This is a genomic window from Flavobacterium sp. (assembly GCF_027490375.1).
In the GTDB taxonomy this organism is placed as follows: Bacteria; Bacteroidota; Bacteroidia; order Flavobacteriales; family Flavobacteriaceae; genus Flavobacterium.
In genome coordinates, this window is record NZ_JAIXYH010000072.1 from 1 (window position 1) to 25,954 (window position 25,954).

Genomic DNA, 25,954 nt, shown 5'->3' on the forward strand with positions numbered 1-25,954 from the left:
GAGTTAGCGACAGCAGCGGTTATAAACCAAAGTTTGCGCGTTGCGGGCTGTGATTTTGGCGAGCGACCAACGGAAGCTACGCCAAAACGCTAGCGCACAAGAAGCAAACGAGGTTTATTTGAGCGAATGGCGCGGCGCGCGATGCATTTCCACCGAACGTGTGCGCGCAACTTCCAAAAAATAAACATTACGACTAAAAATCTGCTACTTTTACAAAAATTGATTTTATATGGTTTTAAGCAGGTTTTGGCTCAGCATATTTATCGCCTCGATCGTTTTTATCGGTATTGCGCTCGTTACAGGAAATTTCTACACCGTTGATTTTCTGATAAATGGCAAAAAAGACGACAAAATTTTAATTGCTGAGAAATTTCCGAACGAAATTCCTGCCTTTATTGCCGATAGCCTCAGTAAAACCGACGATAAGACCTTTGTTTTAAACCGAAATACCACAGATGCCGACACCACTTTTGTGCAAGAAACCAAAACCGTAAAAATGTACAGCGGCATACAAAAAGCCGACGGTTTGCTGCCTACTTGCAAAAACACACTGCTCGATTTAATACTGCCACTCGTTGCTTACTTGGCGTTTTTTTGCGGCTTGATGCAACTGCTAATCGACTCGGGCGCAGCCGAAAAACTAGCCAAACTGCTGAGTCCGATTTTCGTAAAAGTATTTCCCGATATTCCTAAAAATCACGATTCGATTTCGTACATGACCTTGAATTTTGCCGCGAATTTTCTCGGATTAGACTCGGCCGCAACGCCTTTTGGTTTAAAAGCCATGCAAAGCTTGCAAGAATTAAACCCAGATAAAGACAAAGCCAGCAACGCCCAAATTATGTTTATGTGTTTGCATGCCGCTGGTTTAACGCTCATACCGACATCGATAATTGGTTACCGCGCCGCTGAAAACGCAGCAAATCCGGCCGACGTGATGCTTCCGTGTATCATCACCTCGTTTGTGGGAACCATTGCGGCTTTCGTTATTGTTGGCATTCGCCAGCGCATTAACTTTTGGAGTGTTACGCTACTTTCGGGCATTTTCGCGGTCATTGGCGGAATTATCGGCTTGCTTTTTTACATCAACGGATTGAATTTAGTGGAGAAAAACTTCTTTACTGCGAATTTGTCAGGTATTATGCTGCTGGTAATCATTGGTTTTACCTTGATTTTCTCATTCGTAAACGAAAAGAAATTTGCCGCTTTAGAAACCACCGTTTTCGACTCGTTTGTAGCGGGCGCCCGAAACGGATTGCAAACCGGCGTTCAGATTTTCCCATACGTTTTGGGTATGCTCGTGGCTATTTCGCTTTTCAGAAACAGCGGTTTGTTTGAACTCATTAGCAACGGAATTGCCTTTGTTTTTGCGCAAATGGGCGTGGCTAAAGAAATTACCGATTCGTTGCCTGTGGCTATATTGCGTCCGTTTTCGTCGGGCGGCTCACGCGGATTTATGATTGATGCCATGCGAAACGCCGGCCCCGATTCGTTTACGGGTCGGTTGGTATGTATTTTCCAATGCAGCGCCGAAACGACTTTTTATGTGATTGCGGTTTATTTTGGTTCGGTAAACATCAAAAACACGCGATATACTTTGGGTACCATGCTTTTGGTAGACTTAATTTGCGTACTAACCGCCATTTTTGTGGCGAGTTGGTTTTTCTAAGATGGCGTTTTTGAAATCGATAACTGCATAAGCAACTTTCGTTTCTTTTTCTACCTTTGCGGTCTTCTATTCTTAAATTGTTTATAGCATGCAACTGTACAACACCTTAAGCGCAGAAGAACGATCCAAAATGATAGACGAAGCTGGAAAGCAGCGTCTAACCATATCGTTCTATGCGTATGCCCAAATTGAAAACCCTCATGATTTTCGCGATGCACTTTTCCTAACGTGGAATCCGCTCGATGTGCTCGGACGAATTTACGTCGCCAACGAAGGGATTAATGCCCAACTTTCGGTTCCGGCCGATAACTTCTACGAGTTTAAAGACAGTATCGAAGTATATCCGTTTATGCAGAATATTCGTTTGAATATAGCTGTTGAACACGACGATCATTCGTTTTTGAAACTCACGATAAAAGTGCGCGACAAAATTGTTGCCGACGGAATTAACGATCCGGAATTTAATGCTTCGAACATTGGCGTGCATTTAAAAGCAGCCGAATTCAATAAATTGTTGGAAGACCCAAACACCATTGTGGTCGATATGCGCAATCACTACGAAAGTGAAATTGGTCATTTTGTGGGCGCCATTACACCCGATGTAGATACGTTTCGCGAATCGCTTCCAATAATCGAACAAGAACTTTCCGAACACAAACAAGATAAAAATTTACTGATGTACTGCACCGGCGGCATTCGTTGCGAAAAAGCAAGCGCGTACATGAAGTACAAAGGTTTTAAAAATGTGTACCAGCTTGAAGGCGGCATCATCGAATACACGCGCCAGGTAAAAGCCGAAGGTTTGGAAAGCAAGTTTATTGGAAAGAACTTTGTTTTCGATCATCGTTTAGGCGAACGCATTACCGACGACATCATTGCGCAATGCCACCAATGTGGTGCACCTTGCGACAATCATACCAATTGCGCCAACGAAGGCTGCCATTTGCTGTTTATACAATGCGACAGCTGTAAGGAGAAAATGCAAAACACCTGCTCCGACGAGTGTCTGGAAATCATTCAATTGCCGGAAGCCGAACAGCGAAAACTCCGCAGCGGTATTATGAACGGAAATAAGATTTTCAAAAAAGGAAAATCGGATAAATTGGTGTACAAAGCCCCGGCAAAAACACAGGTTTTAGCTAAGGCACCTATCGACGAAGGGAAAAAAGTAGCCATTCCGAAAGTGCGTCGGGTGAAAATCGGAAAAGCAACGCATTATTTCCCAAAAGCTACCATTGGGCGTTTTAAATTGGCACAAGGCGTTGTGAATGTAGGCGACACTCTTTTGATTTCCGGACCAACAACCGGCGAACAAGAAGTTAAAATTGCCGAACTTTACGTAAACGATCAACCCGCAACTGCAGCAACAGCACCAGCGGAAATCAGCGTAAAAACCGGATTCCGAATTCGCTTGTCCGACAAGTTATATAAGCTCGAAAACGTCGTTTAACACATGAATGTCTACCAATTACTACGCTTAAACAGCCGAATTAAGAGTCACCGTCTGAAATTTCTGGGATTGTGGCTGTTGTCGGTTTCGGGCAAACGACATTTGTCGATACAGCTCGACCCGGTTTTAGCTTGTAATTTGCGTTGTACCATGTGCTATTTCACCGATGCCGAATTTGTTCGCAAGAAGATGAAAGGCATTATGAAGAAAGACGATTTGGCGCGGATTTCTGAAGTGATTTTTAAATATGCATTGAAATTGCAAATTGGCTGTGCGGCCGAACCGACGCTCTTTAAAGATAATGTACGACTCGTTGAACTCGCAAAGGAAAAAAAAGTGCCCTTTATCAGCATGGTTACAAACGGAAATTTGTTAGACAAAAAGCAAATTTTTGATTTGGTTTCGGCGGGTTTAGATGAATTTATTTTATCGATGCACGGCGTTCATAAAGAAACCTACGAGAAATTCATGGGTTTGGCGCAGTTCGAAAAATTTCACGAAACACTGAGCGAGATTACCGCCGTAAAACAGCAATTTCCTCAGGTGAAACTTCGTATAAACTATACGTTTAATTCCGACAATTTTGGTGAGTTGCGTTCGTTTTTCGAGCGCTGCGGCAAGTATAAAATCGACGTAATTCAACTCCGACCTGTAGATAAAATTGGCGAGTCTGCTTACCAGAATTTTAGTTTGAAAAGCATCGAGGATCAGTATCCGGATCTGGTGGCGAACTTTCAAGAAGAAGCGATAAAACGAAACATTACTTTGTTGTTTCCGGCCTCGGTAAAACGAAACGAAAACCAAAGTTTAAAGGTAGCGGGCAATAACGACAGTTCGTACTTAATGCCGTACACCTACTGTTACGTTGGTCCCGATTTCTTTTGGAAAGACGACTTCGATTGGCGCAACGAAGGTTTTGCAAAGTGGCAAGAAAGAAACCGCTGGAACTGGCGTTTATTTAAAAACATTTTTGTTTCGAAATCGACATTAGCGTCTTTAAATCGCAACATGCTCAACTACGACGTCGAAATTCACCAAACCTAATTACCGACTCTATTTCCCGGATGTAAAACTCTCGCAGTAAAAAATCGAACCGAGTTTCAGTTTTTGTTTTTTTTGGGCGCGCCGGCAAACGAGTCGTCGCTACGCAAAAGAGGTGCCAGCCGTCACGTGTTCCGCTGTATCTTTTGGGCGAGACTGTATTGGAAAATCCATAACGCCCAAAAGTATGCCGCTGCACCCGTTCGCGCGGGAAAGCTACGCAAGGGAAAAAGCGAATTCCGATAGCTATCGGAAGAGAAAAAATAGAAAAAATAGAAAGAAGGGAAAGAAGGGAATTCCGATAGCTATCGGAAGGGAAAGGTTGGCCTTCGACAGGTTTAGGCAGCGAGGGAGCACAATGTTTCCCAAAGTTTTTCACAACGGGCACGATGTCTCACATTCGACACGCCGCCTTCAACACGCTCAAGTTCCAACAAATTGTGGGTTAGGTTGGGCAAAACGATACGTGAAGTGGTGAATTCATCAAAGTCTTAATAATTAATACTCCAATCTCAATACTTAATATTTCAAAAATTCCGCTTTGCGAACTTTGCGTAAATCTTCGCGTCCTTTGCGGTTAAGTCTTCGAGAAGCTCAGGCACCAGCTTTTATAACGCACAGAAAACACCGAAGTTCACAGATTATTTCGAAATATAGAACTGTTGCGGAAAACACAGAACGTGTCGTGCCAACAAAAAATGCACTAGCCTTCGACAAGCTCAGGCTCCGACAATCCCTGGGTCAGGTTGGGCAAAACGATACGTGAAGTGGTGAATTCATCAAATTCGGCACTCATTTTAAAGGTAACGCTTTTCGCAGCCCGGATAGAGGCGATATCCTTTTTATGGAGCTTCGCGGAATAAAAAGATAAAGCCGAAAGCCGGAAATGCTGCCCAAAAAAAAAGAAATTCAGCCTTCGACAGGCTCAGGCACCGACGAATTGTGGTTTAGTTGGCTACAACGACACGTTAAGTGGTGAATTCATCGATTCCGATAGCTATCGGAACTAGCTTCTAGTGTCTATCCCGATAGCTATCGGGACTAGCTTACGACTTTTAAAATAGAACTACAATATTTTCAAAATCATTCGTTTAAACACATAAATATCCAAAACTTTCACGTTGGTTACTTTAAGATTAATTTGACAGCACCAACACTTGTCGGATTTTGCCGATATATAGTATCTTTACCGATTGAATTATTAACGATTTCAAGTTGTTCTCGCAACAACATCTCTATAAAATATGGCTTGTGGAAATTGCTCTACCGGAGGCTCAGCGCCGGCGGGCTGCAACAATAAAGGCACATGCGGAACCGATAGTTGTAACAAACTAACGGTTTTTGACTGGCTTTCAAACATGAGTTTGCCTGCCGGACAGGAAAAATTTGATTGTGTAGAAGTGCGTTTTAAAAACGGACGCAAAGACTTTTTCAGAAATGTCGACAATCTAAGCTTAAGTATCGGCGACGTTGTTGCTACCGAAGCTTCCCCCGGACACGATATCGGAATTGTGACTCTTACGGGCGAGTTGGTTCGCGTTCAAATGAAGAAAAAAGGCGTAAAAGATCGTGCCGATGTCCCAAAAATTTACCGAAAAGCAAGTCAGCGCGACATCGACATTTGGAAAAGTGTTCGCGATCGGGAAGAAAGCATGAAAGTAAAGGCCCGCGAATTAGCTATCGCACTAAAATTGCAAATGAAAATTTCGGACATCGAATTTCAAGGCGACGGTTCAAAGGCTACTTTCTATTATACCGCAGAAGATCGTATCGATTTTAGACAACTCATCAAAGAATTTGCGAAAGAATTTAGTACGCGAATCGAAATGAAACAGGTTGGTTTCCGACAAGAAGCGGCTCGTTTAGGCGGTATTGGTTCCTGCGGAAGAGAATTATGTTGCTCTACTTGGCTTACCGATTTTCGTTCGGTAAATACTTCGGCAGCGCGGTACCAACAGCTATCGCTTAATCCACAAAAGTTGGCCGGACAGTGCGGAAAACTAAAATGCTGTTTGAATTACGAGCTCGATACATACATGGATGCTTTAAAAGGATTCCCGGATTTCGACACTAAATTGCAAACAGAGAAAGGCGTTGCTATCTGCCAAAAGCAAGATATTTTCAAAGGCTTAATGTGGTTTGCCTATCCGGATAACTTTGCCAATTGGCATACCTTACGTATCGAACAGGTCAAAGAAATCATCGAAGAAAACAAGCAAAAACGCTTGGTTTCAGCACTAGAAGACTATGCGATCGAACCGGTTGAAAGCAAAGAGAAAGACTTTACAAATGCCATGGGTCAAGAAAGTCTGACTCGTTTCGACCAACCAAAACGCCGCCGAAACAACAAGAAAAACAAACCAAAAGGCGAAAAAGTTGGTGTGGCCATAAAACCGAAAGAAAAGCAAGCGGTTGCCGCACCGCAACAAGCAAAGGAAGGTGTCGCTCCAGCTGCTGCAAAGAAGCCAAACAAGAACAAAAAGCGCTTCAACGATCGCAAAAAAGGAAATCCAAAAAACGGTCCGAACAATGAGAAAACTTCTTAATTGCCTGCTGATTTTTTGCGTTTTACTGTTAGCTTCTTGCGACAAACTTCGCGTATACGACGAATACGTACATGTGGGGTCACAATGGCATAAAGATTCGATTGCAAGCTTTGAATTAAAAGACATCGAACTTCAAAAACCGTATAACTTGTTCATCAACGTTCGTAACAACAACGACTATGAATTTAGCAATTTGTACCTAGTTGTAAAAATGGAAGAACCTAACGGATTAACCAAAGTAGACACCTTGCAATACTTGATGGCTAATCCGGACGGAACGCTCATGGGCGATGGATTTAGCGACGTGAAAGACAACAAATTAGTTTACAAATTAAATTACCGCTTCGATAAAAAAGGTCCATACAAAGTAAACATCGGACAAGCCGTTCGAAAGACGGGCAATATCGAAGGCGAAGAATATTTAAAAGGCGTAACCGACATTGGATTTAGAATCGAATCAATACCCTAATTATGTCAATTAAGGAACAATTTAATATCAATAGAGACCTTTCTTTTTACAAAAAGAAGTTTTGGCGCTACTATTTTTACCTCATGGGCGGCATTTTCGCAACTTTTTTGTTTGCATCGTGGGGATTACTGGGTTCTATGCCGTCGTTTGAAGAGCTCGAAAACCCAAATTCAAACTTGGCTACGGAAATTATTTCATCAGACGGAGTCGTTATCGGAAAGTTCTATAACGAAAACCGCACTGCAATTAAGTACAAAGATTTGCCCAAAAATCTGGTAAACGCACTCATTGCTACCGAAGACGAACGTTTCTACGAGCATTCTGGTATCGATGGTCGTCGAACACTAGGTGCTGTAATTAAAGTCGGAACCGATGGCGGTGCTTCTACCCTAACCCAACAATTAGCTAAGCAACTTTTCCACGGCGAAGGCTCGCACTTCATCTTGTTTCGGATGATCCAAAAAGTAAAAGAATGGATTATCGCCGTTCGCCTTGAGCGCCAGTATACCAAAGACGAAATCATTGCAATGTACTTCAACGTATACGATTTCAATAACTACGCTATCGGAATACGTTCTGCGGCAAAAACATATTTCGGAAAAGAACCGAAAGAACTTACCACAGACGAATCGGCGATTTTAGTTGGTATGTTTAAAAATTCAGCACTCTACAATCCGGTTCGAAATCCGCAAGGTGTAAAAAATAGACGCAACGTAGTTTTAGCACAAATGGCTAAAGCCAAGATCATTAGCCAAAACGAAAAAGAGCGTTTACAAAAATTGCCTATCAAACTGAAATTCGAGTTGCAAACACATAAATCCGGAATTGCTACGTACTTCCGCGAATACCTGCGCGAATTCATGAAACAGTGGGTTAAAGACAATAAAAAACCCGACGGCAGTGACTATGATATTTACCGCGACGGACTAAAAATTTACACTACGATCGATTCGCGCATGCAAACCTATGCTGAAGAGGCGGTACAAATGCACTTGAAAAATCTGCAAGAAGAGTTCAATACCGAGCAATCTAAAAATGAAAACGCTCCTTTCATAAAACTCACCGAAGCCGAAACGGAAAAGTTGATGATGAAAGCGCGCAAAAATTCGGAAAGATGGCGCATTCTTAAAGAAAACGGTAAATCGGATTCGGAAATTCTCGCTTCCTTTAATAAGAAAACAAAAATGAGCGTGTTTACGTGGGACGGAGAGCGCGACACGGTAATGACGCCAAACGATTCTATTCGCTACTACAAAAGCTTCTTGCAAACCGGGATGATGGCTATGGAACCGCAATCCGGACACGTAAAAGCATGGGTTGGCGGAATCAATTACAAGCACTTTCAGTACGATCACGTGGCTCAAGGCGCAAGACAAGTTGGTTCAACATTCAAGCCGTTTGTTTATGCAACTGCAATCGAACAGCTTAACATGTCGCCTTGCGATTCTATTATCGACTCGCCATTTACCATTCCAAAAGGGCGCCACAACGTTACTGAAACCTGGACGCCAAGCAACTCCAACGGCGAATACCGCGGCATGGTAACCTTAAAGAAAGCATTAGCCTTGTCGATTAACACCGTTTCTGCAAAACTAATCGACAAAGTGGGTCCGGATGCCGTAATCGAACTCACCAAAAAATTAGGTGTAAACAGCGATATTCCCTCGCAGCCATCAATTGCTTTAGGTGCCGTTGAAATCACTGTTCAAGATATGGTTGCGGCTTACAGTACTTTCGCTAATCAAGGCGTTTACGTTAAGCCACAAGTTATCGACCGTATTGAAGATAAAAACGGCGTTCTGCTGTACAAACCAGTAACCGAACAGCACGACGTTTTAAATAAAGACATTGCTTATGCAGTGATTAAACTTTTGGAAGGCGTTACGGAATCGGGTTCTGGAGCGCGATTACGTACAGAAGGTGGCGGCCACGGATACAATCGGGTAACGGGTTATCCCTACGCATTCCGAAATCCAATTGCAGGGAAAACAGGAACTACTCAGAATCAATCTGATGGTTGGTTTGTAGGCATGGTTCCCAACTTAGCCGCTGGAGTTTGGGTAGGAAATGAAGATCGTTCCGCACACTTTAAAGGAATAACCTATGGTCAAGGTGCAACGGCCGCGCTCCCCATTTGGGCCATCTTTATGAAAAAATGCTACGGCGATGAAACGCTTGAAGTATCTCGAGAACCCTTTGAAAGACCCGCGAATTTGCAAATAAAAGTTGATTGTTATCAGGCGGTTCGCGACACCACTTCTACAGACGAAAACGAGAATGTACCTGTTGAAGAAGAACAGAATACAGACGAATTTGAGATTTAAAAATCAAAAAAATCAGCATAAATGATTGTAAAGAAAGTAAACTCTGTCGCTGAAGCTCTTGCAGGTATTCAAGACGGAATGACAATTATGCTTGGCGGTTTTGGCCTTTGTGGCATTCCCGAAAACGCTATTGCGGAATTAGTTCGGTTGAACGTCACGCAACTAACTTGCATTTCCAACAACGCCGGTGTGGATGATTTTGGACTGGGACTTCTCCTCCAAAAACGACAAATTAAAAAAATGATTAGTTCGTATGTGGGAGAAAATGCCGAATTTGAACGTCAGATGCTTTCGGGCGAATTGGAAGTAGAATTAACTCCACAAGGAACCTTGGCGGAAAAATGTCGCGCGGCTCAAGCTGGAATTCCCGCCTTTTACACGCCTGCCGGTTACGGAACCGAAGTGGCTGAAGGTAAAGAAGTAAAGGAATTTAATGGCAAAATGCACATTTTAGAACACGCTTACAAAGCCGACTATTCGATAGTGAAAGCGTGGAAGGGCGATGAAGCAGGTAACTTAATTTTCAAAGGAACTGCACGCAACTTTAACGCACCTATGGCAGGCGCGGCAAAAATTACCATAGCCGAAGTTGAAGAATTAGTGCCAGCCGGAACACTCGATCCGAATGAAATTCATATTCCTGGAATTATGGTACAGCGCATTTTCCAAGGAGAAACATTCGAAAAGAGAATTGAGCAAAGAACAGTAAGACCGAAAAACAGCTAAAGATGCTAACCAAAGAACAAATCGCAAAACGAATCGCTAAAGAAGTAAAAGACGGCTTTTATGTGAATCTGGGAATTGGTATTCCGACTTTGGTAGCCAATTATGTACGCACCGATATTTCGGTCGAATTTCAAAGTGAAAACGGCGTCTTGGGCATGGGGCCTTTTCCCTTCGAAGGCGAAGAAGACGCAGATATCATAAACGCAGGAAAGCAAACCATTACTACTTTACCCGGAGCCAGCTTTTTCGACTCGGCTTTTAGTTTTGGAATGATCCGCAGCCAGAAAGTTGATTTAACCATTTTAGGAGCGATGGAAGTTGCCGAAAATGGCGACATTGCCAACTGGAAAATTCCCGGAAAAATGGTGAAAGGTATGGGCGGAGCAATGGATTTAGTTGCTTCCGCAGAAAATATTATCGTAGCCATGATGCACGTCAATAAAGCGGGAGAATCAAAAATACTTAAGCGCTGTACGCTACCACTTACAGGCGTAGGCTGTGTTAAAAAAGTAGTAACCGAATTGGCAGTTCTAGAAATAACGCCTAACGGATTTAAACTTCTCGAAAGAGCACCCGGCGTAACGGTAGAAGAAATTGTAAAAGCTACCGAAGCAAATCTGATTATTGAAGGATTTATCCCAGAAATGGCTATTTCTTAATGAATCAATCCGAACAAATGTTAAATTAATTCATACAATTCTTAAAAAGTTACGAATTAACATTTATAGTCGTCAATACCGCGCAGTTAATCGATAAAATAGCGCTACTCGTCTATAGCACAATACTTTTGCACCGAAAAAGATTTTGCTATGAGACTATTATATATCCTTGTTGTATTTCTGCAACTTACATTTACGGCTTTTGGCCAGGTTCCCGGTGGAACTTATGTAATACAGACTTCAAATGCTGACCCAAATTTTCGCACACTTACTGCTGCAATTACTCGAATAAATAATGTCGGTGTTTCCGGCCCCGTTGTCCTAGCGCTTGCGCAGAATCAAACCTTGACCAATCCTATTGTAATCAATGCATTCACAGGAGCAAGCGCTACAAACACCTTAACCATCCGACCTAACGCGGGACAAAACAACATCGTTATCTCTGGTGCATTTACCAATCGAGGCGTCATAGAATTCAATGGTGCGGATTTCGTAACCATCGACGGAAATAATACAAGCACAAATCAAACACTTACCATCTTCAACAACTTTAACGATAACAGCAATTCGTACAACAATCGAGCTGCGATTCGAATGTACGGCGGAGCCACAAATAACCGCATCCGTAACGCCATCATTCAAACAAACATTGTAGGTATTACAAATGGAACAAACTCCATCGGAATTTATGCAGGAGGTAATGCCAATTTTATTGCAAACGGCGACAATGCTACCAATACCATCGAAAACAACCAATTTGTCAATGTAAAACAAAGCATTTGGGTCACTGGAAATTCAACAGCAAATTCAGGTTGGGAAATTCGTAACAACACCATCGGAAATTCCAATAACAACGCAAAACCCTATTACGGAATTTACCTTAACAACACCACCAACGCTACAGTTACAGGCAACGTTTTAGATGGTATCCGACGACCAAACGGCTTAGGTGGAAGCCCGACTTTCGGAGGCATTTATATTTTTGGCGCCAACGCCGTAGTTTCTTCAAACACCGTAAAAAACTTAGAAAACGCCACCGGAAACGACACGAATATTGTGATATACGTGGAAGGAAACACCGCAGTTATATCAGACAACAACATTGAATCGGCACTTACAAATTCTACAACAATAGGATTAAACGCCATTCATATCAAGGGAAATAACGGAACGGTCAACGGAAACGAAATTTATACCATTGGCGCTTCCGATTCAAAACTAGCTACAGGAATTTATGTCGAAGGAAATTCGAACACCTTGTACAACAACATGATAAGCAATGTTTCGTCGGCCGGTGGTGGCGATCCAAGTAGCCAAGGTGGATACGGAATTTACCTAAAATCGGGAACCGGAAATCGTTTGTACTACAATTCTGTACTCTTGAAAACAAATCAATCCACTGGAGCCTCAGCTTGTTTGTATATCGATGCCGGTACACAATTCGACATTCGCAACAACGTCTTCGTTAACCAACAAACCAGCGGTTCTATTCGATTTGCGGTTTATTCCAACGTTACCAACCAAAGTAGCTTTACACAAATCGATTACAACGATTACGTTTCTTCGCAGCACATCGGAAGCTGGGGAAGTTATTATACGACCACAAACCGCAGAACGACTTTAGCAAATTGGCAAACCTCAAGTGGGAAAGATCAAAACTCCATTTCTGTGACGCCAGATTTTGTTTCAGACACCGATTTACGTCTAGAATCAGAAGTAACAAACTTTGATAATGAAGGCGTGGTACTTTCAGGGTTTAGTTCAGATATCGACGGACAAGAGCGCAGCACTACTACACCAGACATGGGTGCCGACGAGTTTTCGCGTTGCAGCAGCACCACAGCTTGGAGCGGTACCGCATGGTCTAATGGAACACCATCCGCAACCACTTCAGTCGTGCTGAACGGAAACTACAACACCGCCACAAACGGATCGTTCGTTTGCTGTGAATTACGTGTGAAAAACAATCGCACGCTTACCATTGCGCCAAACACCGTTGTTCAAGTTGAAAACGGCATTGATGTTGAAGGCGCCTTGGATATTGCCGACGGCGGTAGTTTAGTACAAATAAGCGATACCGCAACACACAACGGCAACATTACCGTAAAACGAAAAACAACTCCGCTTAAGCAATACGATTACATCTATTGGAGCTCACCACTCAAAAATCAGCCTGCGCACGTTTTGGTAAATAATGCGCCAACTTGGACCTTTAAGTACGATCCGATGCAGAGCGGAAACTCCGATTATGGTTGGGTATTTGTAAATGAAAACGACATCTTGGTTCCGGGCTTAGGCTATTCGGCACGAGCACCCGAAAATCTGACGTATAACCCAACTAATTCATACGAAGTTACGTTTACGGGAGTTCCAAATACGGGAGTTGTCACGATCCCAGCGGCTAAAAACGGAACTGCTACATTTAACTTAATTGGAAACCCCTACCCTTCTGCACTCGATGCCGATTTATTCCTGTCTAACGCAAACAATTTAGGCATCCTTACCGGAACCATTTATATATGGACACACAACAGCGCGATTAGTACTGCTTTTCCAGGTAATTACGCATACAACTATTCTGCAGACGACTATGCCGTTTACAATTTGACGGGCTCTGTAAAAGGCTTGCCTGCGACTTCCGGCGGTGTGGCTCCAAACGGTAAAATCGCATCCGGACAAGGCTTTTTTGTCGAAGTACAAAACAACTTATCTAATGGTGTCAGAGACCTGATCGTTAATAACAGCATGCGCGTTAAAACACCAAACAGCAATAACCAGTTTTTCCGACCAGCTTCGCAGGTGCAAGCAGCCACTTTTTCCGAACCAAACAACTCCGATAAAAGTCGCGTTTGGTTAAATTTGACGAATCCAGACGGTGCTTATACCGAAACTTTAATCGGTTACGTACCTGGCGCAACAAATGAAATCGACTATGGTTTCGACGGCGACGTCAACAACGGCGGAAACTACTTTTCATTCTACTCCCTTCTAAACGATAAAAAACTCGTAATACAAGGAAGAGACTTCAATTTTAACGACAACGATGTTATTCCGTTAGGATATACGTCTACACTGGAAACACCTGCGTCTATAGGTATCGAAAATCTAGACGGCTTTTTCGAAAACCAAGATGTGTTTTTATTGGATAAAGATTTAGATATTTTAACCAACATCAAAGAAACGCGCTACCATTTCACTACAACCGTTGGAACTTTCGATGAGCGTTTTGAATTGCGCTTTACCTCTGCGCCGCTTTCTGTCGACAATCCAGACGCTAGTTCCGACCTTCAAGTTATAAAAACCGGAAATAAGCTTGGCTTTAGAAGCAATGGCTCGAAAATAACCGCTATCGCCGTATTTGATGTAAGCGGTAAGAAAATAGGAAATTACGACACAGAAAGCGTCGATACGTTTTACGTCGACAACTTAGCTGCGCAAAACCGTCTAATAATTGCACAAATACGTTTAGAAAATGGTACAGTAGTGAGTCGTAAAATTATTCACTAAATAACGTGAGTTCGATGTAAAAATTAAAGTTAGAAATCAGTTAAATAGTTGACTACAAGGCGTATTTTCTTTGGGATACCGAGGTATCTCAAAAAAATACAACGATGTAAGCGACTGTTTAAATGATTAGCTTTTGAAATAGCTCAGCAAAAATTCCCGTAAAGTATTAAATGACTCAATTTAAGCGTTCTAACGTAGATTTTTATGTCGAACTCACGTTTAATATTATTTCTCGCTAAGAAAACGAGCAGAGACACGGTTCGACGCTAACATCGAAGCTAAAAATCCCAACGTCGTTATGGTTACAAAAACTATAACGACATTTTTTATTTCAAAAACAATCGGGTACGCTAAAGTTGGAGTAATCATCACCAAACTAAACTGCTGCTGTAAATACACCAAAACAGCACCAATTCCGATACCCATTATACCACCAACAACGCACAACAAACTGCCTTGTAACAAAAAAATACGACGCAACTGTTTTACCGACATACCCATGTTTAACAACGTTTGCAGATTGCTTTTCTTCTCGATAATCATCATAATCAATGCGCCAATGAGGTTAAACATCACGATGATTAAAACTAAAGTAAAAAACAAATACACCACTAAATTCTCGGTATTGAGCATTTTGTACAACGCATCGTTAAGCTGCGCCCGATTTTTCACTTCAACCTTCGTTCCCAAAATTTGTCCGATTGCTTGTTGGGTTTGGTCAATTTCATCCGAACTGCTCACTGCAAATTCAAGAGCGCTGTATTCGTCGGGTTGGTATTCCAACAGCTGCTGCGCCAGTCGGATGTCGCAAAAAACGTAATTGGCATCTAACTCTTCCGAAACCGAAAAAAAGCCCGAAGGATACAAAACGGTTTGGTGAAAGGCATCCGATACGGCATTCACCTCAGCGCCACCGGCACGCGGCATCAAAACTTCGAATACGTTGTTGTAATCCAGCAAACCTATCGATAAATTCTGCGCCAAGCCCGAACCCACAACTACTTGTCCGCTGTTCTGCAAAAACCATTCGCCGGCGTAAATCGATTTCTGCAAACCCGTTACCGCCGTAAAATTTCCATCAACGCCTTTCAAAACAGCCACTTGTTCTTTGCCGTTGTACGTAAATAAAGCGCGCTCTTCAACCACGCCCGACCATTTGTAAACGTTCGGAAGTTGCGTTAAGCTACGCTTTTGTTCGGGCGTAATTCGAATCGATTTTCCTTGTACAACTACCGCTTTCAAATCCGGATCGGCAGCATTAGAAAACGAAAGTGAAAAATTAATCAGACCACTAAAAACCGACAAAGCCACAAACAAAGCGGCTCCTCCGGCAACAATTCCCACGGCGGCAATCCGGTTAATGACGTTAATAGCAGTGCTTTTGCTGGCACTGCGCAAATATCTACGAGCAATGTAAAAAGAAACGTTCACTACGATTTCTTTCTGCGTGGTAATAATTCAGGGTTCTCAATCGGATTTTCTGCGCCCGACAACGCCTTGTCGATTTGTTCGATGTATTCCAACGAATCGTCGATATAGAAATTTAGCGACGGTACGCGACGCAATTGCATTTTCACGCGCTGTGCCAAATCGTGTTTAATTAACGGAGCGTTGGTTTTAATGGCGGCCAACATTTCTGCGGCACGTTCCGGTGGAAAAATGCTTAGGTGCACAGCGGCAACCGATAAATCTGTGGTAACAGAAACTTTACTCACAGAAATCACCAAATTAGCAATGTGGTTTTTACGGATTTCGCCTTGCAAAATATCAACCAAATCTTTTTGCAACAAAGCGCCTATTTTTTTCTGTCTGTTTGTTTCCATGCTGCAAATTTAGGCGAATCGTGCAAAATGTAAGGCACTAAAGCGCAGAACATCGGTGCGAAAGTTTATTTTTGAAAAAAAACGATATGCTTAAAATAGAACATATAGGAATTGCGGTCCGCGATTTGGCAGCAGCTAACGGTTTATACGAAAAATTGCTAGGAGCGGCGCCGTACAAGGAAGAAACCGTTGAAAGTGAGGGCGTAAAAACCTCTTTTTTCGAAAACGGACCCAATAAAATCGAGTTGTTAGAAGCAACCACAACCGATTCGGCTATTGCCAAGTTTATAGAGAAAAAAGGCGAAGGCATTCATCATATTGCGTTTGCTGTAGCCGATATTCACGCAGAAATGACGCGCTTGCGCGAAGCCGGATTTACCCTGCTAAACGAAACGCCTAAGCGCGGCGCCGACAATAAGTGGGTTTGTTTTGTGCACCCCAAGTCGGCAAACGGCGTTTTAGTCGAGTTGTGTCAGGATATAGTTGCAGAAAACACAAATAGTTAGTAATATTGCAGCCCTAAACGGTCCTATAGCTCATTCGGTTAGAGCAACTGACTCATAATCAGTAGGTGCTTGGTTCGATTCCAAGTGGGACCACCCGAAAGCCTTGCCACGCGCAGGGCTTTTTCGTTTTTAGGATGTTTATTTGGGCACAACCTGCCGCAAAAAGTAGTGGAAATAAGTGCCGCGGCAGGTCGGGCCATACGCTACAAGGCGCACTTCAAAAGTCGTTTCAACCAAATTTTGCGTCGGCTTCTGGGGTCGCCCCCGCAAAACTGGTTTCAACCGTCTTTTTTCAGCACGGCTTTCCGCTGCTGTCCCTTGTGCGAAATAGTGCACAACCAAACGTGTCGTTAGAATGTACTAGCACTAATTAGATAGCGCAGATGTGCAATCTGTGCCCACAAAAAAGATAAAAGCCTACGTGATAACGCTTTCGTTTTGTTAGATTTGTTGTAGCAGTGAGTGCAATCGAGGCTTTAGCGGAACAGACGAAGTAAATCCGCAATATCGAGGTTTCACAGATGTCGAAAAGGCCAATGCGGTGCAAACATTAAACCGATTAGGCATCAATGAAGTGAAAAGTATTTAAGCAAGACTTATTCACAAATAAGCAAGGTTGTCAACAGCAATGTAAAGACTTTAAAATCAATGGTTTTGTAAAAATAAGCAAGTTTTTTTCATAATTAAGCAAGGTGGATATGAGTAACGAGCAATTAAAAAAACTGATAGATGATTTAGTTAAACAGCCCAACGAAAGTGAGTGGGTTGAATTCAAATTAAATTTTCATTCTGAAGATGAAATAGGCCAACGTATCTCAGCATTGTCCAACGGAGCTTGTATCAATAATCAAGATTTTGGTTATTTGGTTTTTGGGATTGAAGATAAAACACATTTGGTTAAAGGAACAACATTCGAACCCAGACTTCACAAAAAAGGGAATGAGGAATTGGAAAACTGGTTGGCTCAACGACTTGACCCAAGAATTGATTTTAGAATTTACGAGTTTGATTATGATGCGACTCGTAAAATAGCTCTATTTGTTATTCCAGCAACACAGCATAGACCAGTTGATTTTTTCCATAAAGCCTACATTAGAATTGGTAGTATTACCAGACTGTTGAATGAATTTCCAGAGAAAGAAGCTAAAATATGGAGAAAGCAAGCAAAGCCATTCGAATCTGAATTGGCCAAAGAAAATTTATCTTCGACTGAAGTCATAAGTTTATTGAGTACAGAGACGTATTTCGATTTACTAAAACTACCATATCCCCAAACTCAAGATGCTGTTGTTCAAAAGTTAGTTGATGAGAAATTGGTTGTAAAGGCAAAAGGGCTATTAGCAATAACAAATTTAGGGGCAATCCTTTTGGCTAAAAACTTAGGTGATTTTGAAAATGTACAAAGAAAATCAGTTAGAGTAATTGTTTATAAAGGAACTAATAAAGTTGAAACGGAAAGAGAACAAGTTGGTGGGAAAGGATATGCTGTTGGATTTGAAAGATTAGTCGATTGGATAAATAGTCAGTTGCCAGCGAATGAAGAGATTGGTAAGGCATTGCGAAAAGAAACAAGGATGTATCCCGAAATAGCAATTCGGGAGCTAGTTGCCAATGCATTGATTCACCAAGATTTTATGGTTAAAGGATTTCCAATGATTGAAATATTCAAAGACAGAATTGAGATTTCAAATCCAGGAAATCCATTAATTACACCAGAACGATTTATTGATTCTTATATTTCAAGAAATGAAAAGCTAGCTGACCTGATGAGGAGAATGGGATTTTGTGAAGAAAAGGGAAGTGGACTTGATAAAGTAATATTTCACAATGAGCTATATCAATTACCTCCCATCAATGTAATTACGGATGAAACGAGAACCAGAGTCACGATCTATGCTTATAAATCATTAAACGACCTTGATAAAAAAGAAAAAATTAGAGCATGTTATCAACATGCCTGTTTGAAATGGGTTTCTAATGATAAAATGACTAACCAAAGTTTAAGAGTTCGCTTTTCGATAGATGATAAAAATTATTCTATTGCTTCACGTATAATAAGAGATGCTCTTGAGGCTGGTGTAATAAAAGAAATTGACCCTGAAAATAAATCAAGAAAATATGCTGGCTATCTACCTTTCTGGGCATAATGTTTATGTGATGGTCATGTGACAGAATAAAGAGATGTTGAAATAAAGCCTTTGATTTTCAAGGTTTTTTCATGTGACGGTCATGTGATGAAAGAATAAAAATCAAAATTAGTAAATATCAACATGTGTTGATTGAATATAAAAAAGTAACTATGAAAATACAATTTGATGGAGCATTAAACTACCAACAAGAAGCTATTGATCTCGTGCTCCACAACAGTCTCCCGACTTTGCGGTAAAATTCGATCTCACGAATTTGATAGCACGGATTTGTAATTCGTGCCGACAAAAAATATAAAAGCCTACGTGATAACGTTTTCGTTTTATTAGATTTGTTGTAGCACAGGGCAAATAAGAGGCTTTAGCTGAACAGACGAGGTAAATCGGTGCTGTCGAATCTACAAGTATTCAAATTTAAAAAAAATAAAAATGGAGAAATAATGACTGATAATGATAAGGTATGGCAGAGTAATATATATAATTCTATTCGAGATTTAGCAGACATAAACAGTCAACGTTTAAGTTGGACAGGGAAAGACAAAGAAAATATTTCATCGTTTACTGAAACATTAGGAATGCTATATGATTCTTTTGCTTTCGAAGATTACATTAGTTTTTACAGAGAAAAAAGTGGAGAAAACATTTTATATAAGTTGTTTGTTGAACTAGACTGTATGATATCTGAATACCAAATAATTGGTTATGAATTAGAACGTAAAACTGGTGTAGCAGAGCAGATTTTGAATGATGTTCGATGGATTAAGATAACCATAAAAGGACAGCAAATCATAGAAAATTGGGCGAATTAATCTGTTAAACAGACCTCGTGCTTCACACCAACTCCCGACTTTACGGCAAGTTTGAAAATTCATCGAAGACACGTCTCTCCAAACGCACTCTCTTCTAGCCCCGATTGCAGCGGCAGCCCGGAGAAAAAACAGCTCGACGGAAGCGCGGCTGTGGTGGCGACCATAGAAGCCCGCCGCAGCGCGACTGAAGCCAGCTGCTTTTTTGAGGACTACAGCGGAAAGCGGGAATAGCTACAAAATATTAATCAGCTATTCCTAAAATCTCCCAATCTCCCAATCTTGAAATTTCGAAATCTTTCAATCTTTCAATCTTTCAATTTTGAAATTTCGAAATCTTCATCGTAATATTGCGATATACAAATATAGCGATGGGAATTACTAAAGCAGCCTACTTCACCGAAACTCAAAACGAACTCGCCGATATCGCAAAAGCACTCGGAAACCCCGCAAGAATTGCCATTCTAGACCATCTTGCCAAAGTTAATAGCTGTATCTGTGGCGAACTTGTAACCGAGCTTCCGTTAGCGCAAGCCACCATTTCGCAACACCTGAAAGAGCTTAAAAACGCCAAACTTATTAAAGGAAAAATCGACGGAAATGCCGTTTGCTATTGCATAAATCACGAGGTGTTCGACAAGTTTAAGGCGTACCTAAACATACTTTCTAACGCAAACGACAGCTCAACTACCTGCTGTACTTAATTAAATTTCGTTGCCATGACTATTCAAAATTTCAAAGAAATCTTAACTCACTTACCCGAACTCGGTTTTAAAACCCCAAACGGTAACGCCATTCCCGAGCACTTTCACATCACAGAACTCGGAATAACTACAAAACATTTTATCGACTGCGGCGGAACGGTTCGCACCGAGTCGCACGCCAACTTTCAACTTTGGGTTGCTAACGATACCGAGCACCGACTCACGCCCGAAAAATTGTTGCACATAATTAACCAATCGGAGAAGCACTTTGAGCTTGCTGCGCTCGACATTGAGGTAGAATATCAAGGTGAAACGATTGGGAAATACGGAATCGATTTCACAGGAAGCGGATTTACTTTAACTCCGAAACAAACCAATTGCCTTGCGCCCGACAATTGCGGCATTCCCAAACAAAAAGTGTCTTTAAGCACTCTAAAATCGAACGAACCTTGTTGAACGCCCGACGGCAACTGTTGTATTTAAATCTTTTATTATGAAAAAAATGCTAGTTCTTTGTACCGGAAACAGCTGTAGGAGTCAGATTGCTCACGGCTATTTAAATCATTTTGCTAACGGAAACGCAATAGTGTATAGCGCTGGTGTTGAAACGCACGGCGTAAATCCGAAAGCTATTGCCATCATGGCCGAAGACGGAATCGACATTTCGCAACACACCTCGAATCACATCGATGAATACGCACAAATCGACTTTGACTTGGTTATTACTGTTTGCGATAGTGCCAAGGAACGTTGTCCGTTTTTCCCGTCGCGTGCACAAAAATTTCACCACAACTTCCCCGATCCGGCAAAAGCTACGGGCACCGACGAAGAAATTATGCAGGAGTTTCGAAGTGTTCGCGATCAGATAAAAGACTACTGTCGGAATTTTGTTACCGCACATGTCAGCCACTAATTGCACTCCAGCAGCAGCACGTAAGCGTTTAAGCTTCTTGGATCGCTATCTAACTCTTTGGATTTTTCTGGCGATGCTTATTGGAGTTGTACTCGGAAAGTTTGCGCCAGAAATCCCGCAACTCGTCGAATCGTATAGTGTGGGAACTACAAACATTCCGTTGGCAATCGGTCTGATTTTAATGATGTATCCGCCACTGGCCAAGGTTGAATACGCGAAAATGAAGAGCGTTTTCAGCAATGTTAAGGTGCTGAGTATTTCGCTATTTCTAAACTGGATCGTTGGTCCGTTATTGATGTTTACACTCGCCTATTTCTTTTTACGGGACGAACCCGAATACATGAACGGACTGATACTTATTGGTTTAGCGCGTTGTATTGCGATGGTTGTGGTTTGGAATGATTTGGCAGAAGGAAATCGGGAGTACGGCGCCGGACTAATTGCCTTAAACAGTTTGTTCCAAATATTTACGTACAGCTTTTACGCATACTTTTTCTTGACCATTTTTCCGAGTTGGCTCGGACTGCCCACAGTTTCTGTGAATATCTCGGTTGCCGAAATTGCCGAAAGTATTGGTATTTATTTGGGAATTCCGTTTGTGCTTGGCGTTGTTTCGCAAAAAGTGCTGCAACAAGTTAAAGGTCGCGACTGGTTTTTTGGAAAATTCATTCCGGCAGTTTCTCCAATCACGTTAATTGCTTTACTTTTCACCATTGTTTTAATGTTTAGCCTTAAAGGCGAAACGATAGTTGCTATTCCGTTTGATGTGCTGAAAATTGCCGTTCCGTTAGTTGTATACTTCGCACTGATGTTCTTGCTGAGCTTTATTGTTGGTTTGCTGATGAAAGTTGATTATTCGCGCAATACAGCTATAGCCTTTACCGCAACAGGAAATAATTTTGAATTAGCGATAGCGGTAGCGGTGGCTATTTTTGGCATCGGAAGTAAACAAGCGTTTGCCGGCGTTATTGGTCCGCTGGTTGAAGTACCCGCCTTAATTGCATTGGTTAACGTAGCGTTTTTCTTTAGGAAGAAATACTACTCGAAGGAAATTACGGCTTGAGAATTTTCTCCTGAGCATCAAATTTGCAATTTCGACACTCGAAAGCGAGGTGAGCAAACATTTGCGGAGCAGGTGGCGTTTCAATTTCTAGCAAATTTGAAAACTATTGGTTTAAACTGTCTATTAATCTCATACCTTTGATTCTTAACTTAAATCAATAATTATGAAATTACAAAGAGGTGTATTTTTGGTTGTATTTTGTCTGCTGTTCTGCTGCGCTTTTTCGCAAAAAAAGAAGGTGGCTGTTGTAACCTTTTATGCCAACAAAATGGTTGGTATTGAAGAGTTGGGTATTGGAAGTGAGGAATTGCTTAAGAATGTACTTGATTTAAGAAATAATCCCAATTTTAATCTGGCACCTATTTTAGAGCAGTATCACTCAAAATTTTTTAATGAGTATGCCAAATCTTTTCCGTTTGATTTACTGCCAGAGTCGGCCGTTGTTGATTCTGAGAAATACCAAAAATTTGAAGCAAGGTTTGAAAAGAATAAATACGATGCTAATAACTATTTAAACTACGGAAAATATCGAAATATCTACGAAGGCTTTTTAGGAAAAACAAACGAAGAAGGCATGGCCAAGCTTTTTGCTAATGAAGCTGATGGTGTTCTTTTTGTAAGTATTGATTTTGGCTTTGAGAAAGGTTTTGGAATTGGGAAAACGATGTCAATTAAAATGAGAGCTTTTACGCGTATTGTGCTTTACAATAAGAAAGGTGAAAAAGTTTGGGCAATAAATGAAAGTGAGCGTTCTAAAAAAACAGGCGTTATGGTGGGTGGTATTCCGGTAATAAATCCGGAGAAAATTTTGCCGATGTGTGAAAGTTCTCTTACCGAATTAATGGGCGATTTACAAAAACGTATTGACAAGATTGTTTCAAAATCAAACGCAAAACTATAAGCTCCCAGCAAAGCCAAGCGAATACATACGTGAAGAACATTAGCAAGATTATTTCAGCTGCTTTTTTATTTTCTTCTCTTTCTGTTGCTTGTACGTAAGATAATGAATTAACCCGCTCAGAACCTTTTCAACGGGAAATTCAACAGTTCGTGCTGCGAGTAAACTGGCTCTTATATTTAATTTGATTTGAAGAGGTAAGTTCAACCGCTACAATACTACTGAGCAGATGATCTTACCGTACAAGATAGTTTTTTAATTGGTTCATTTCAAATGAGCAGCTAATTATGTATTTTCGAAAATTAAAAAATACAACATGCGTAAATATATTTACATACTCCTTTTTGGTGCCGCTTTAACTTCTTGTAAGAAAGAATTGCAACCGCAAGACAGCTCACCTTCAACTGATACAACAAAAGTAGCTACGGCTGCTCCAGGCACTGTTACGCCTGTGCCCGTAGGAACACCTGTTACAGGAGTACAACCTGCGGCAGTTCAATCAACTTCCGCACAACCACAGCAAATTGTAGTTAACCAACCGGTTGCAAAAACTCCAAAAGGAATGAATCCACCACACGGACAACCGGGACATCGTTGCGATATCGCCGTCGGTGCGCCGCTTAACAGCAAGCCAAAGCCAACACCAACCGCGGTAACTCAAATGGCTCCACAGCAGTCGGTTGTAGTTCCACAGCCCGTTGCGACACCGCAGCCTGCATCAACACCTACAGAAACGCCTGCTGCAACTACTGAGAAAAAAGAAGGTGAGTAAATACCCCTATTTTTCGAAAATTATTGGGCTCATCGGATTTTTTCTGATGAGCCTTAGTTTTTATGGGCAGCGCGTATCGGGCAGCGTTTTCGATGAAAAGGACAATTCGGCTCTTTCTTATGTAAATATTGGTATTCCTGGGAAAAATATCGGTACAGTATCCAACAACCAAGGAAGCTTTTCGATTGATCTTACGCAAGCCAACGATACAGATGTACTTGTTTTTTCTACGATTGGATACAAAAGTAAATCTGTACGTGTTGCAAACCTTCGCACAGACAGCAAAACCCTAGAAAATGTACGTTTAGAACGCGAAATTTATGAACTAAATGAAGTTATCGTAAAACCCGGAGCGTTTCGAACGGTTAATTTGGGACGGAGTTTCGGCCGAACGCGACTCAGCGCTGGCTTTGCGAACAATAAACTCGGCAATGAATTAGCTATGGAATTTAATGCGGGAAAGGCTGCCTTTTTCCCGGAGCGTTTTGAAGCAGTTATCAGCACCAACACGTACGGAAAAATTAAGCTACGTGTTAATGTTTACGAAGCTGCCAACGGTATTCCTGCTAAAAACATCCTTTCGGAGAACATCTTTGTAGAAAAAAAAAAAAAAAAAGGGATTTTAAGTGTGGATTTAACACCTTACGACCTTCGTGTAACAGGTATTTTTTTTATCAGCCTCGAATTAATCGAAGACATGGGTGAAGGTCGACTGCATTTTGTTGCGGATTACAAAGGGAAGCCCATTTTAACACGAGCGGTTAGTCAAGGAAACTGGCGTTCGCAAGACGACGTATCGCTTAACTTTTCGGTCATTGGGAAACAAGAAGTAAGCAAAAAACGTTAGCCAATAAAAAAACCACCCATTGCTGAGTGGTTTTGTGGAGAATACCGGATTCGAACCGGTCACCTCTTGCCTGCCAGGCAAGCGCTCTAGCCAAATGAGCTAATCCCCCGATTGGTTGGCAAATATAACAGAATTTGTCTGAACTTTACAACCTGAATGTTTTTGTATGACTATAGACTCTGCTTTTGTAAAAACGGATATCGCTAGCCGTGTTGCTACGATTACCTTCTACCACCCACAAGGAAATTCATTTCCGAGCACACAGCTTGCCGATTTAACGCAAGCGCTCAACGAACTTTCGAACCGATCCGAAATTGCTGTTATTGTACTACAAAGCCATGGAAACTCGACGTTTTGTGGCGGCGCTTCATTCGACGAGCTTTTGCAAGTACACGATGAAACAACGGGAAAAGTATTTTTTAGCGGCTTTGCCAACGTGATAAACGCCATGCGCAAATGTAAACAGCCTATTGTAGGTCGGGCGCAAGGTAAAGCCGTTGGCGGCGGCGTTGGATTGTTAGCTGCCTGCGATTTTGTTTTTGCCAGCGAAAAAGCTTCCATTAAACTTTCTGAATTGGCAATTGGTATTGGTCCGTTTGTAATTGAACCTGCCGTTTCCCGAAAAATAGGTTTAAACGGCTTTAGCGCCATGACTTTGCAACCTAATCGGTGGTTTGATGCACCATGGGCCTTGCATGCTGGCTTGTTTCAAGCAATATATGCCGACAACAACGAGCTAGATTTGGCAGTACAAGAATTTGCTTCAAGCTTATCGAATTACAGCCCCGAAGCTTTACAAGATATTAAAAGAGTACTTTGGCAAAATACCGAACATTGGGATACGTTGTTGTACGAGCGCGCTGCTATTTCGGGGCGCTTGGTGTTGTCGGAATTTACAAAGAAAAAATTGGGGGAGTTGCGAGGGTAGCATTTGAAGTCTTCGGACTTGGAAAACCACACGTCCATCCTGCACCTAAAGCTGCGACTATTTTTCCGCGTTAAGGATGGAAACGAAAATCCTGTTTTGCGCTGCCGCTTAAGGCGCAAAACACCCCGATAGCTATCGGGGGAAGTGAACAGCCTG

The 25,954-nt window shown here is 41.8% G+C and carries 22 protein-coding genes and 2 tRNA genes; 21 read left to right on the forward strand and 3 right to left on the reverse strand.

The genetic code is table 11. The features are described 5' to 3' along the window. Nucleotides 1–229: 229 nt before the first annotated feature. From Q0064_RS10445 to Q0064_RS10485, 9 genes are all read left to right on the forward strand, one after another. Nucleotides 230–1,669, forward strand: a complete 1,440-nt coding sequence (locus Q0064_RS10445) for a nucleoside recognition domain-containing protein (protein ID WP_298148130.1) — start codon at nucleotides 230–232, stop codon at nucleotides 1,667–1,669. An 88-nt stretch (nucleotides 1,670–1,757) separates the two neighbouring features. Continuing rightward, the gene (locus Q0064_RS10450; protein ID WP_298148132.1) at nucleotides 1,758–3,119 is read left to right on the forward strand and encodes a rhodanese-related sulfurtransferase; all 1,362 of its coding nucleotides are present in this window, start codon (nucleotides 1,758–1,760) and stop codon (nucleotides 3,117–3,119) included. Between the two features lie 3 nt (nucleotides 3,120–3,122). Next, on the forward strand, nucleotides 3,123–4,163 hold the full coding sequence (locus Q0064_RS10455) for a radical SAM protein (protein WP_298148134.1): 1,041 nt from the start codon (nucleotides 3,123–3,125) through the stop codon (nucleotides 4,161–4,163). 1,241 nt (nucleotides 4,164–5,404) lie between these two features. Continuing rightward, the gene (gene ricT, locus Q0064_RS10460; protein WP_298148136.1) at nucleotides 5,405–6,706 is read left to right on the forward strand and encodes a regulatory iron-sulfur-containing complex subunit RicT; all 1,302 of its coding nucleotides are present in this window, start codon (nucleotides 5,405–5,407) and stop codon (nucleotides 6,704–6,706) included. Further along, nucleotides 6,690–7,175: a gliding motility lipoprotein GldH gene (locus Q0064_RS10465; protein ID WP_094485483.1), complete on the forward strand. Its 486-nt coding sequence runs from the start codon at nucleotides 6,690–6,692 to the stop codon at nucleotides 7,173–7,175. The genes ricT and Q0064_RS10465 overlap by 17 nt, the downstream gene beginning before the upstream one ends. A gap of 2 nt (nucleotides 7,176–7,177) precedes the next feature. Then, on the forward strand, nucleotides 7,178–9,499 hold the full coding sequence (locus Q0064_RS10470) for a transglycosylase domain-containing protein (protein ID WP_298148138.1): 2,322 nt from the start codon (nucleotides 7,178–7,180) through the stop codon (nucleotides 9,497–9,499). 21 nt (nucleotides 9,500–9,520) lie between these two features. Then, the gene (locus tag Q0064_RS10475; protein WP_094485481.1) at nucleotides 9,521–10,225 is read left to right on the forward strand and encodes a CoA transferase subunit A; all 705 of its coding nucleotides are present in this window, start codon (nucleotides 9,521–9,523) and stop codon (nucleotides 10,223–10,225) included. 2 nt (nucleotides 10,226–10,227) lie between these two features. Further along, nucleotides 10,228–10,884 (forward strand): CoA transferase subunit B, encoded by a 657-nt coding sequence (locus Q0064_RS10480; RefSeq protein WP_298148141.1) that lies wholly within the window; start codon nucleotides 10,228–10,230, stop codon nucleotides 10,882–10,884. 150 nt (nucleotides 10,885–11,034) lie between these two features. Continuing rightward, a complete protein-coding gene (locus Q0064_RS10485) occupies nucleotides 11,035–14,391 on the forward strand; it encodes a hypothetical protein (RefSeq protein ID WP_298148143.1) in 3,357 nt (1,118 codons plus the stop codon). Between the two features lie 225 nt (nucleotides 14,392–14,616). Here Q0064_RS10485 and Q0064_RS10490 read toward each other — a convergent pair whose 3' ends face one another. Both Q0064_RS10490 and rbfA read right to left on the reverse strand, forming a co-directional pair. Beyond that, nucleotides 14,617–15,822: an FtsX-like permease family protein gene (locus Q0064_RS10490; RefSeq protein ID WP_298148145.1), complete on the reverse strand. Its 1,206-nt coding sequence runs from the start codon at nucleotides 15,820–15,822 to the stop codon at nucleotides 14,617–14,619. After that, nucleotides 15,822–16,214, reverse strand: coding sequence for a 30S ribosome-binding factor RbfA (gene rbfA, locus Q0064_RS10495; RefSeq protein ID WP_094485477.1), 393 nt, complete (start codon nucleotides 16,212–16,214; stop codon nucleotides 15,822–15,824). Before rbfA ends, Q0064_RS10490 begins: the two co-directional genes overlap by 1 nt. Before the next feature lie 86 nt (nucleotides 16,215–16,300). Between rbfA and mce the strand changes: the two genes are divergently transcribed. The 11 genes from mce (at nucleotide 16,301) to Q0064_RS10550 (ending at nucleotide 24,870) form a co-directional block, all read left to right on the forward strand. Next, on the forward strand, nucleotides 16,301–16,720 hold the full coding sequence (gene mce / locus Q0064_RS10500; protein ID WP_298148148.1) for a methylmalonyl-CoA epimerase: 420 nt from the start codon (nucleotides 16,301–16,303) through the stop codon (nucleotides 16,718–16,720). 19 nt (nucleotides 16,721–16,739) lie between these two features. Then, nucleotides 16,740–16,813, forward strand: a tRNA-Ile gene (locus tag Q0064_RS10505). Nucleotides 16,814–17,418: 605 nt separating this feature from the next. Beyond that, on the forward strand, nucleotides 17,419–18,867 hold the full coding sequence (locus Q0064_RS10510; RefSeq protein ID WP_298148150.1) for an RNA-binding domain-containing protein: 1,449 nt from the start codon (nucleotides 17,419–17,421) through the stop codon (nucleotides 18,865–18,867). A 440-nt stretch (nucleotides 18,868–19,307) separates the two neighbouring features. Then, nucleotides 19,308–19,676, forward strand: coding sequence for a hypothetical protein (locus Q0064_RS10515; protein WP_298148151.1), 369 nt, complete (start codon nucleotides 19,308–19,310; stop codon nucleotides 19,674–19,676). Between the two features lie 368 nt (nucleotides 19,677–20,044). Beyond that, the gene (locus Q0064_RS10520; protein WP_298148153.1) at nucleotides 20,045–20,377 is read left to right on the forward strand and encodes a metalloregulator ArsR/SmtB family transcription factor; all 333 of its coding nucleotides are present in this window, start codon (nucleotides 20,045–20,047) and stop codon (nucleotides 20,375–20,377) included. A gap of 15 nt (nucleotides 20,378–20,392) precedes the next feature. Further along, the gene (locus tag Q0064_RS10525; RefSeq protein WP_298148155.1) at nucleotides 20,393–20,833 is read left to right on the forward strand and encodes a DUF6428 family protein; all 441 of its coding nucleotides are present in this window, start codon (nucleotides 20,393–20,395) and stop codon (nucleotides 20,831–20,833) included. Nucleotides 20,834–20,870: 37 nt separating this feature from the next. After that, nucleotides 20,871–21,290 carry an arsenate reductase ArsC gene (locus Q0064_RS10530; RefSeq protein ID WP_298148157.1) on the forward strand — a complete coding sequence of 140 codons (420 nt, stop codon included), beginning with the start codon at nucleotides 20,871–20,873 and terminating at the stop codon, nucleotides 21,288–21,290. Continuing rightward, nucleotides 21,277–22,353 (forward strand): ACR3 family arsenite efflux transporter, encoded by a 1,077-nt coding sequence (gene arsB / locus Q0064_RS10535; RefSeq protein WP_298148159.1) that lies wholly within the window; start codon nucleotides 21,277–21,279, stop codon nucleotides 22,351–22,353. The genes Q0064_RS10530 and arsB overlap by 14 nt, the downstream gene beginning before the upstream one ends. A 163-nt stretch (nucleotides 22,354–22,516) precedes the next feature. Beyond that, complete coding sequence (locus Q0064_RS10540) at nucleotides 22,517–23,254, forward strand: hypothetical protein (RefSeq protein ID WP_298148161.1); 738 nt, start codon at nucleotides 22,517–22,519, stop codon at nucleotides 23,252–23,254. A gap of 313 nt (nucleotides 23,255–23,567) precedes the next feature. Continuing rightward, a complete protein-coding gene (locus Q0064_RS10545; protein WP_298148163.1) occupies nucleotides 23,568–24,023 on the forward strand; it encodes a hypothetical protein in 456 nt (151 codons plus the stop codon). Nucleotides 24,024–24,069: 46 nt separating this feature from the next. Further along, nucleotides 24,070–24,870 (forward strand): carboxypeptidase-like regulatory domain-containing protein, encoded by an 801-nt coding sequence (locus Q0064_RS10550; protein ID WP_298148165.1) that lies wholly within the window; start codon nucleotides 24,070–24,072, stop codon nucleotides 24,868–24,870. 35 nt (nucleotides 24,871–24,905) lie between these two features. On the opposite strand, the gene Q0064_RS10555 is transcribed toward Q0064_RS10550, so the two are convergent. After that, nucleotides 24,906–24,979 (reverse strand) — tRNA-Ala (locus Q0064_RS10555). Nucleotides 24,980–25,036: 57 nt separating this feature from the next. Here Q0064_RS10555 and Q0064_RS10560 point away from each other — a divergent pair. Beyond that, entirely contained in the window at nucleotides 25,037–25,798 is a 762-nt protein-coding gene (locus tag Q0064_RS10560; protein ID WP_298148167.1) for an enoyl-CoA hydratase/isomerase family protein, read from the forward strand. The last annotated feature ends 156 nt before the right edge of the window (nucleotides 25,799–25,954 follow it).

Bases quoted from the DNA above. Each gene is read 5' to 3' on its own strand.
- Q0064_RS10525 (WP_298148155.1), top strand. From the start codon at position 20,393: ATGACTATTCAAAATTTCAAAGAAATCTTAACTCACTTACCCGAACTC.
- Q0064_RS10485 (WP_298148143.1), top strand. From the start codon at position 11,035: ATGAGACTATTATATATCCTTGTTGTATTTCTGCAACTTACATTTACG.
- Q0064_RS10530 (WP_298148157.1), top strand. From the start codon at position 20,871: ATGAAAAAAATGCTAGTTCTTTGTACCGGAAACAGCTGTAGGAGTCAG.
- Q0064_RS10480 (WP_298148141.1), top strand. From the start codon at position 10,228: ATGCTAACCAAAGAACAAATCGCAAAACGAATCGCTAAAGAAGTAAAA.
- Q0064_RS10450 (WP_298148132.1), top strand. From the start codon at position 1,758: ATGCAACTGTACAACACCTTAAGCGCAGAAGAACGATCCAAAATGATA.
- mce (WP_298148148.1), top strand. From the start codon at position 16,301: ATGCTTAAAATAGAACATATAGGAATTGCGGTCCGCGATTTGGCAGCA.
- Q0064_RS10560 (WP_298148167.1), top strand. From the start codon at position 25,037: ATGACTATAGACTCTGCTTTTGTAAAAACGGATATCGCTAGCCGTGTT.
- Q0064_RS10455 (WP_298148134.1), top strand. From the start codon at position 3,123: ATGAATGTCTACCAATTACTACGCTTAAACAGCCGAATTAAGAGTCAC.
- Q0064_RS10515 (WP_298148151.1), top strand. From the start codon at position 19,308: ATGACTGATAATGATAAGGTATGGCAGAGTAATATATATAATTCTATT.
- arsB (WP_298148159.1), top strand. From the start codon at position 21,277: ATGTCAGCCACTAATTGCACTCCAGCAGCAGCACGTAAGCGTTTAAGC.
- Q0064_RS10510 (WP_298148150.1), top strand. From the start codon at position 17,419: ATGAGTAACGAGCAATTAAAAAAACTGATAGATGATTTAGTTAAACAG.
- ricT (WP_298148136.1), top strand. From the start codon at position 5,405: ATGGCTTGTGGAAATTGCTCTACCGGAGGCTCAGCGCCGGCGGGCTGC.
- Q0064_RS10475 (WP_094485481.1), top strand. From the start codon at position 9,521: ATGATTGTAAAGAAAGTAAACTCTGTCGCTGAAGCTCTTGCAGGTATT.
- Q0064_RS10540 (WP_298148161.1), top strand. From the start codon at position 22,517: ATGAAATTACAAAGAGGTGTATTTTTGGTTGTATTTTGTCTGCTGTTC.
- Q0064_RS10545 (WP_298148163.1), top strand. From the start codon at position 23,568: ATGCGTAAATATATTTACATACTCCTTTTTGGTGCCGCTTTAACTTCT.
- Q0064_RS10550 (WP_298148165.1), top strand. From the start codon at position 24,070: ATGAGCCTTAGTTTTTATGGGCAGCGCGTATCGGGCAGCGTTTTCGAT.
- Q0064_RS10520 (WP_298148153.1), top strand. From the start codon at position 20,045: ATGGGAATTACTAAAGCAGCCTACTTCACCGAAACTCAAAACGAACTC.
- Q0064_RS10445 (WP_298148130.1), top strand. From the start codon at position 230: ATGGTTTTAAGCAGGTTTTGGCTCAGCATATTTATCGCCTCGATCGTT.
- Q0064_RS10470 (WP_298148138.1), top strand. From the start codon at position 7,178: ATGTCAATTAAGGAACAATTTAATATCAATAGAGACCTTTCTTTTTAC.
- rbfA (WP_094485477.1), bottom strand. From the start codon at position 16,214: ATGGAAACAAACAGACAGAAAAAAATAGGCGCTTTGTTGCAAAAAGAT.
- Q0064_RS10465 (WP_094485483.1), top strand. From the start codon at position 6,690: ATGAGAAAACTTCTTAATTGCCTGCTGATTTTTTGCGTTTTACTGTTA.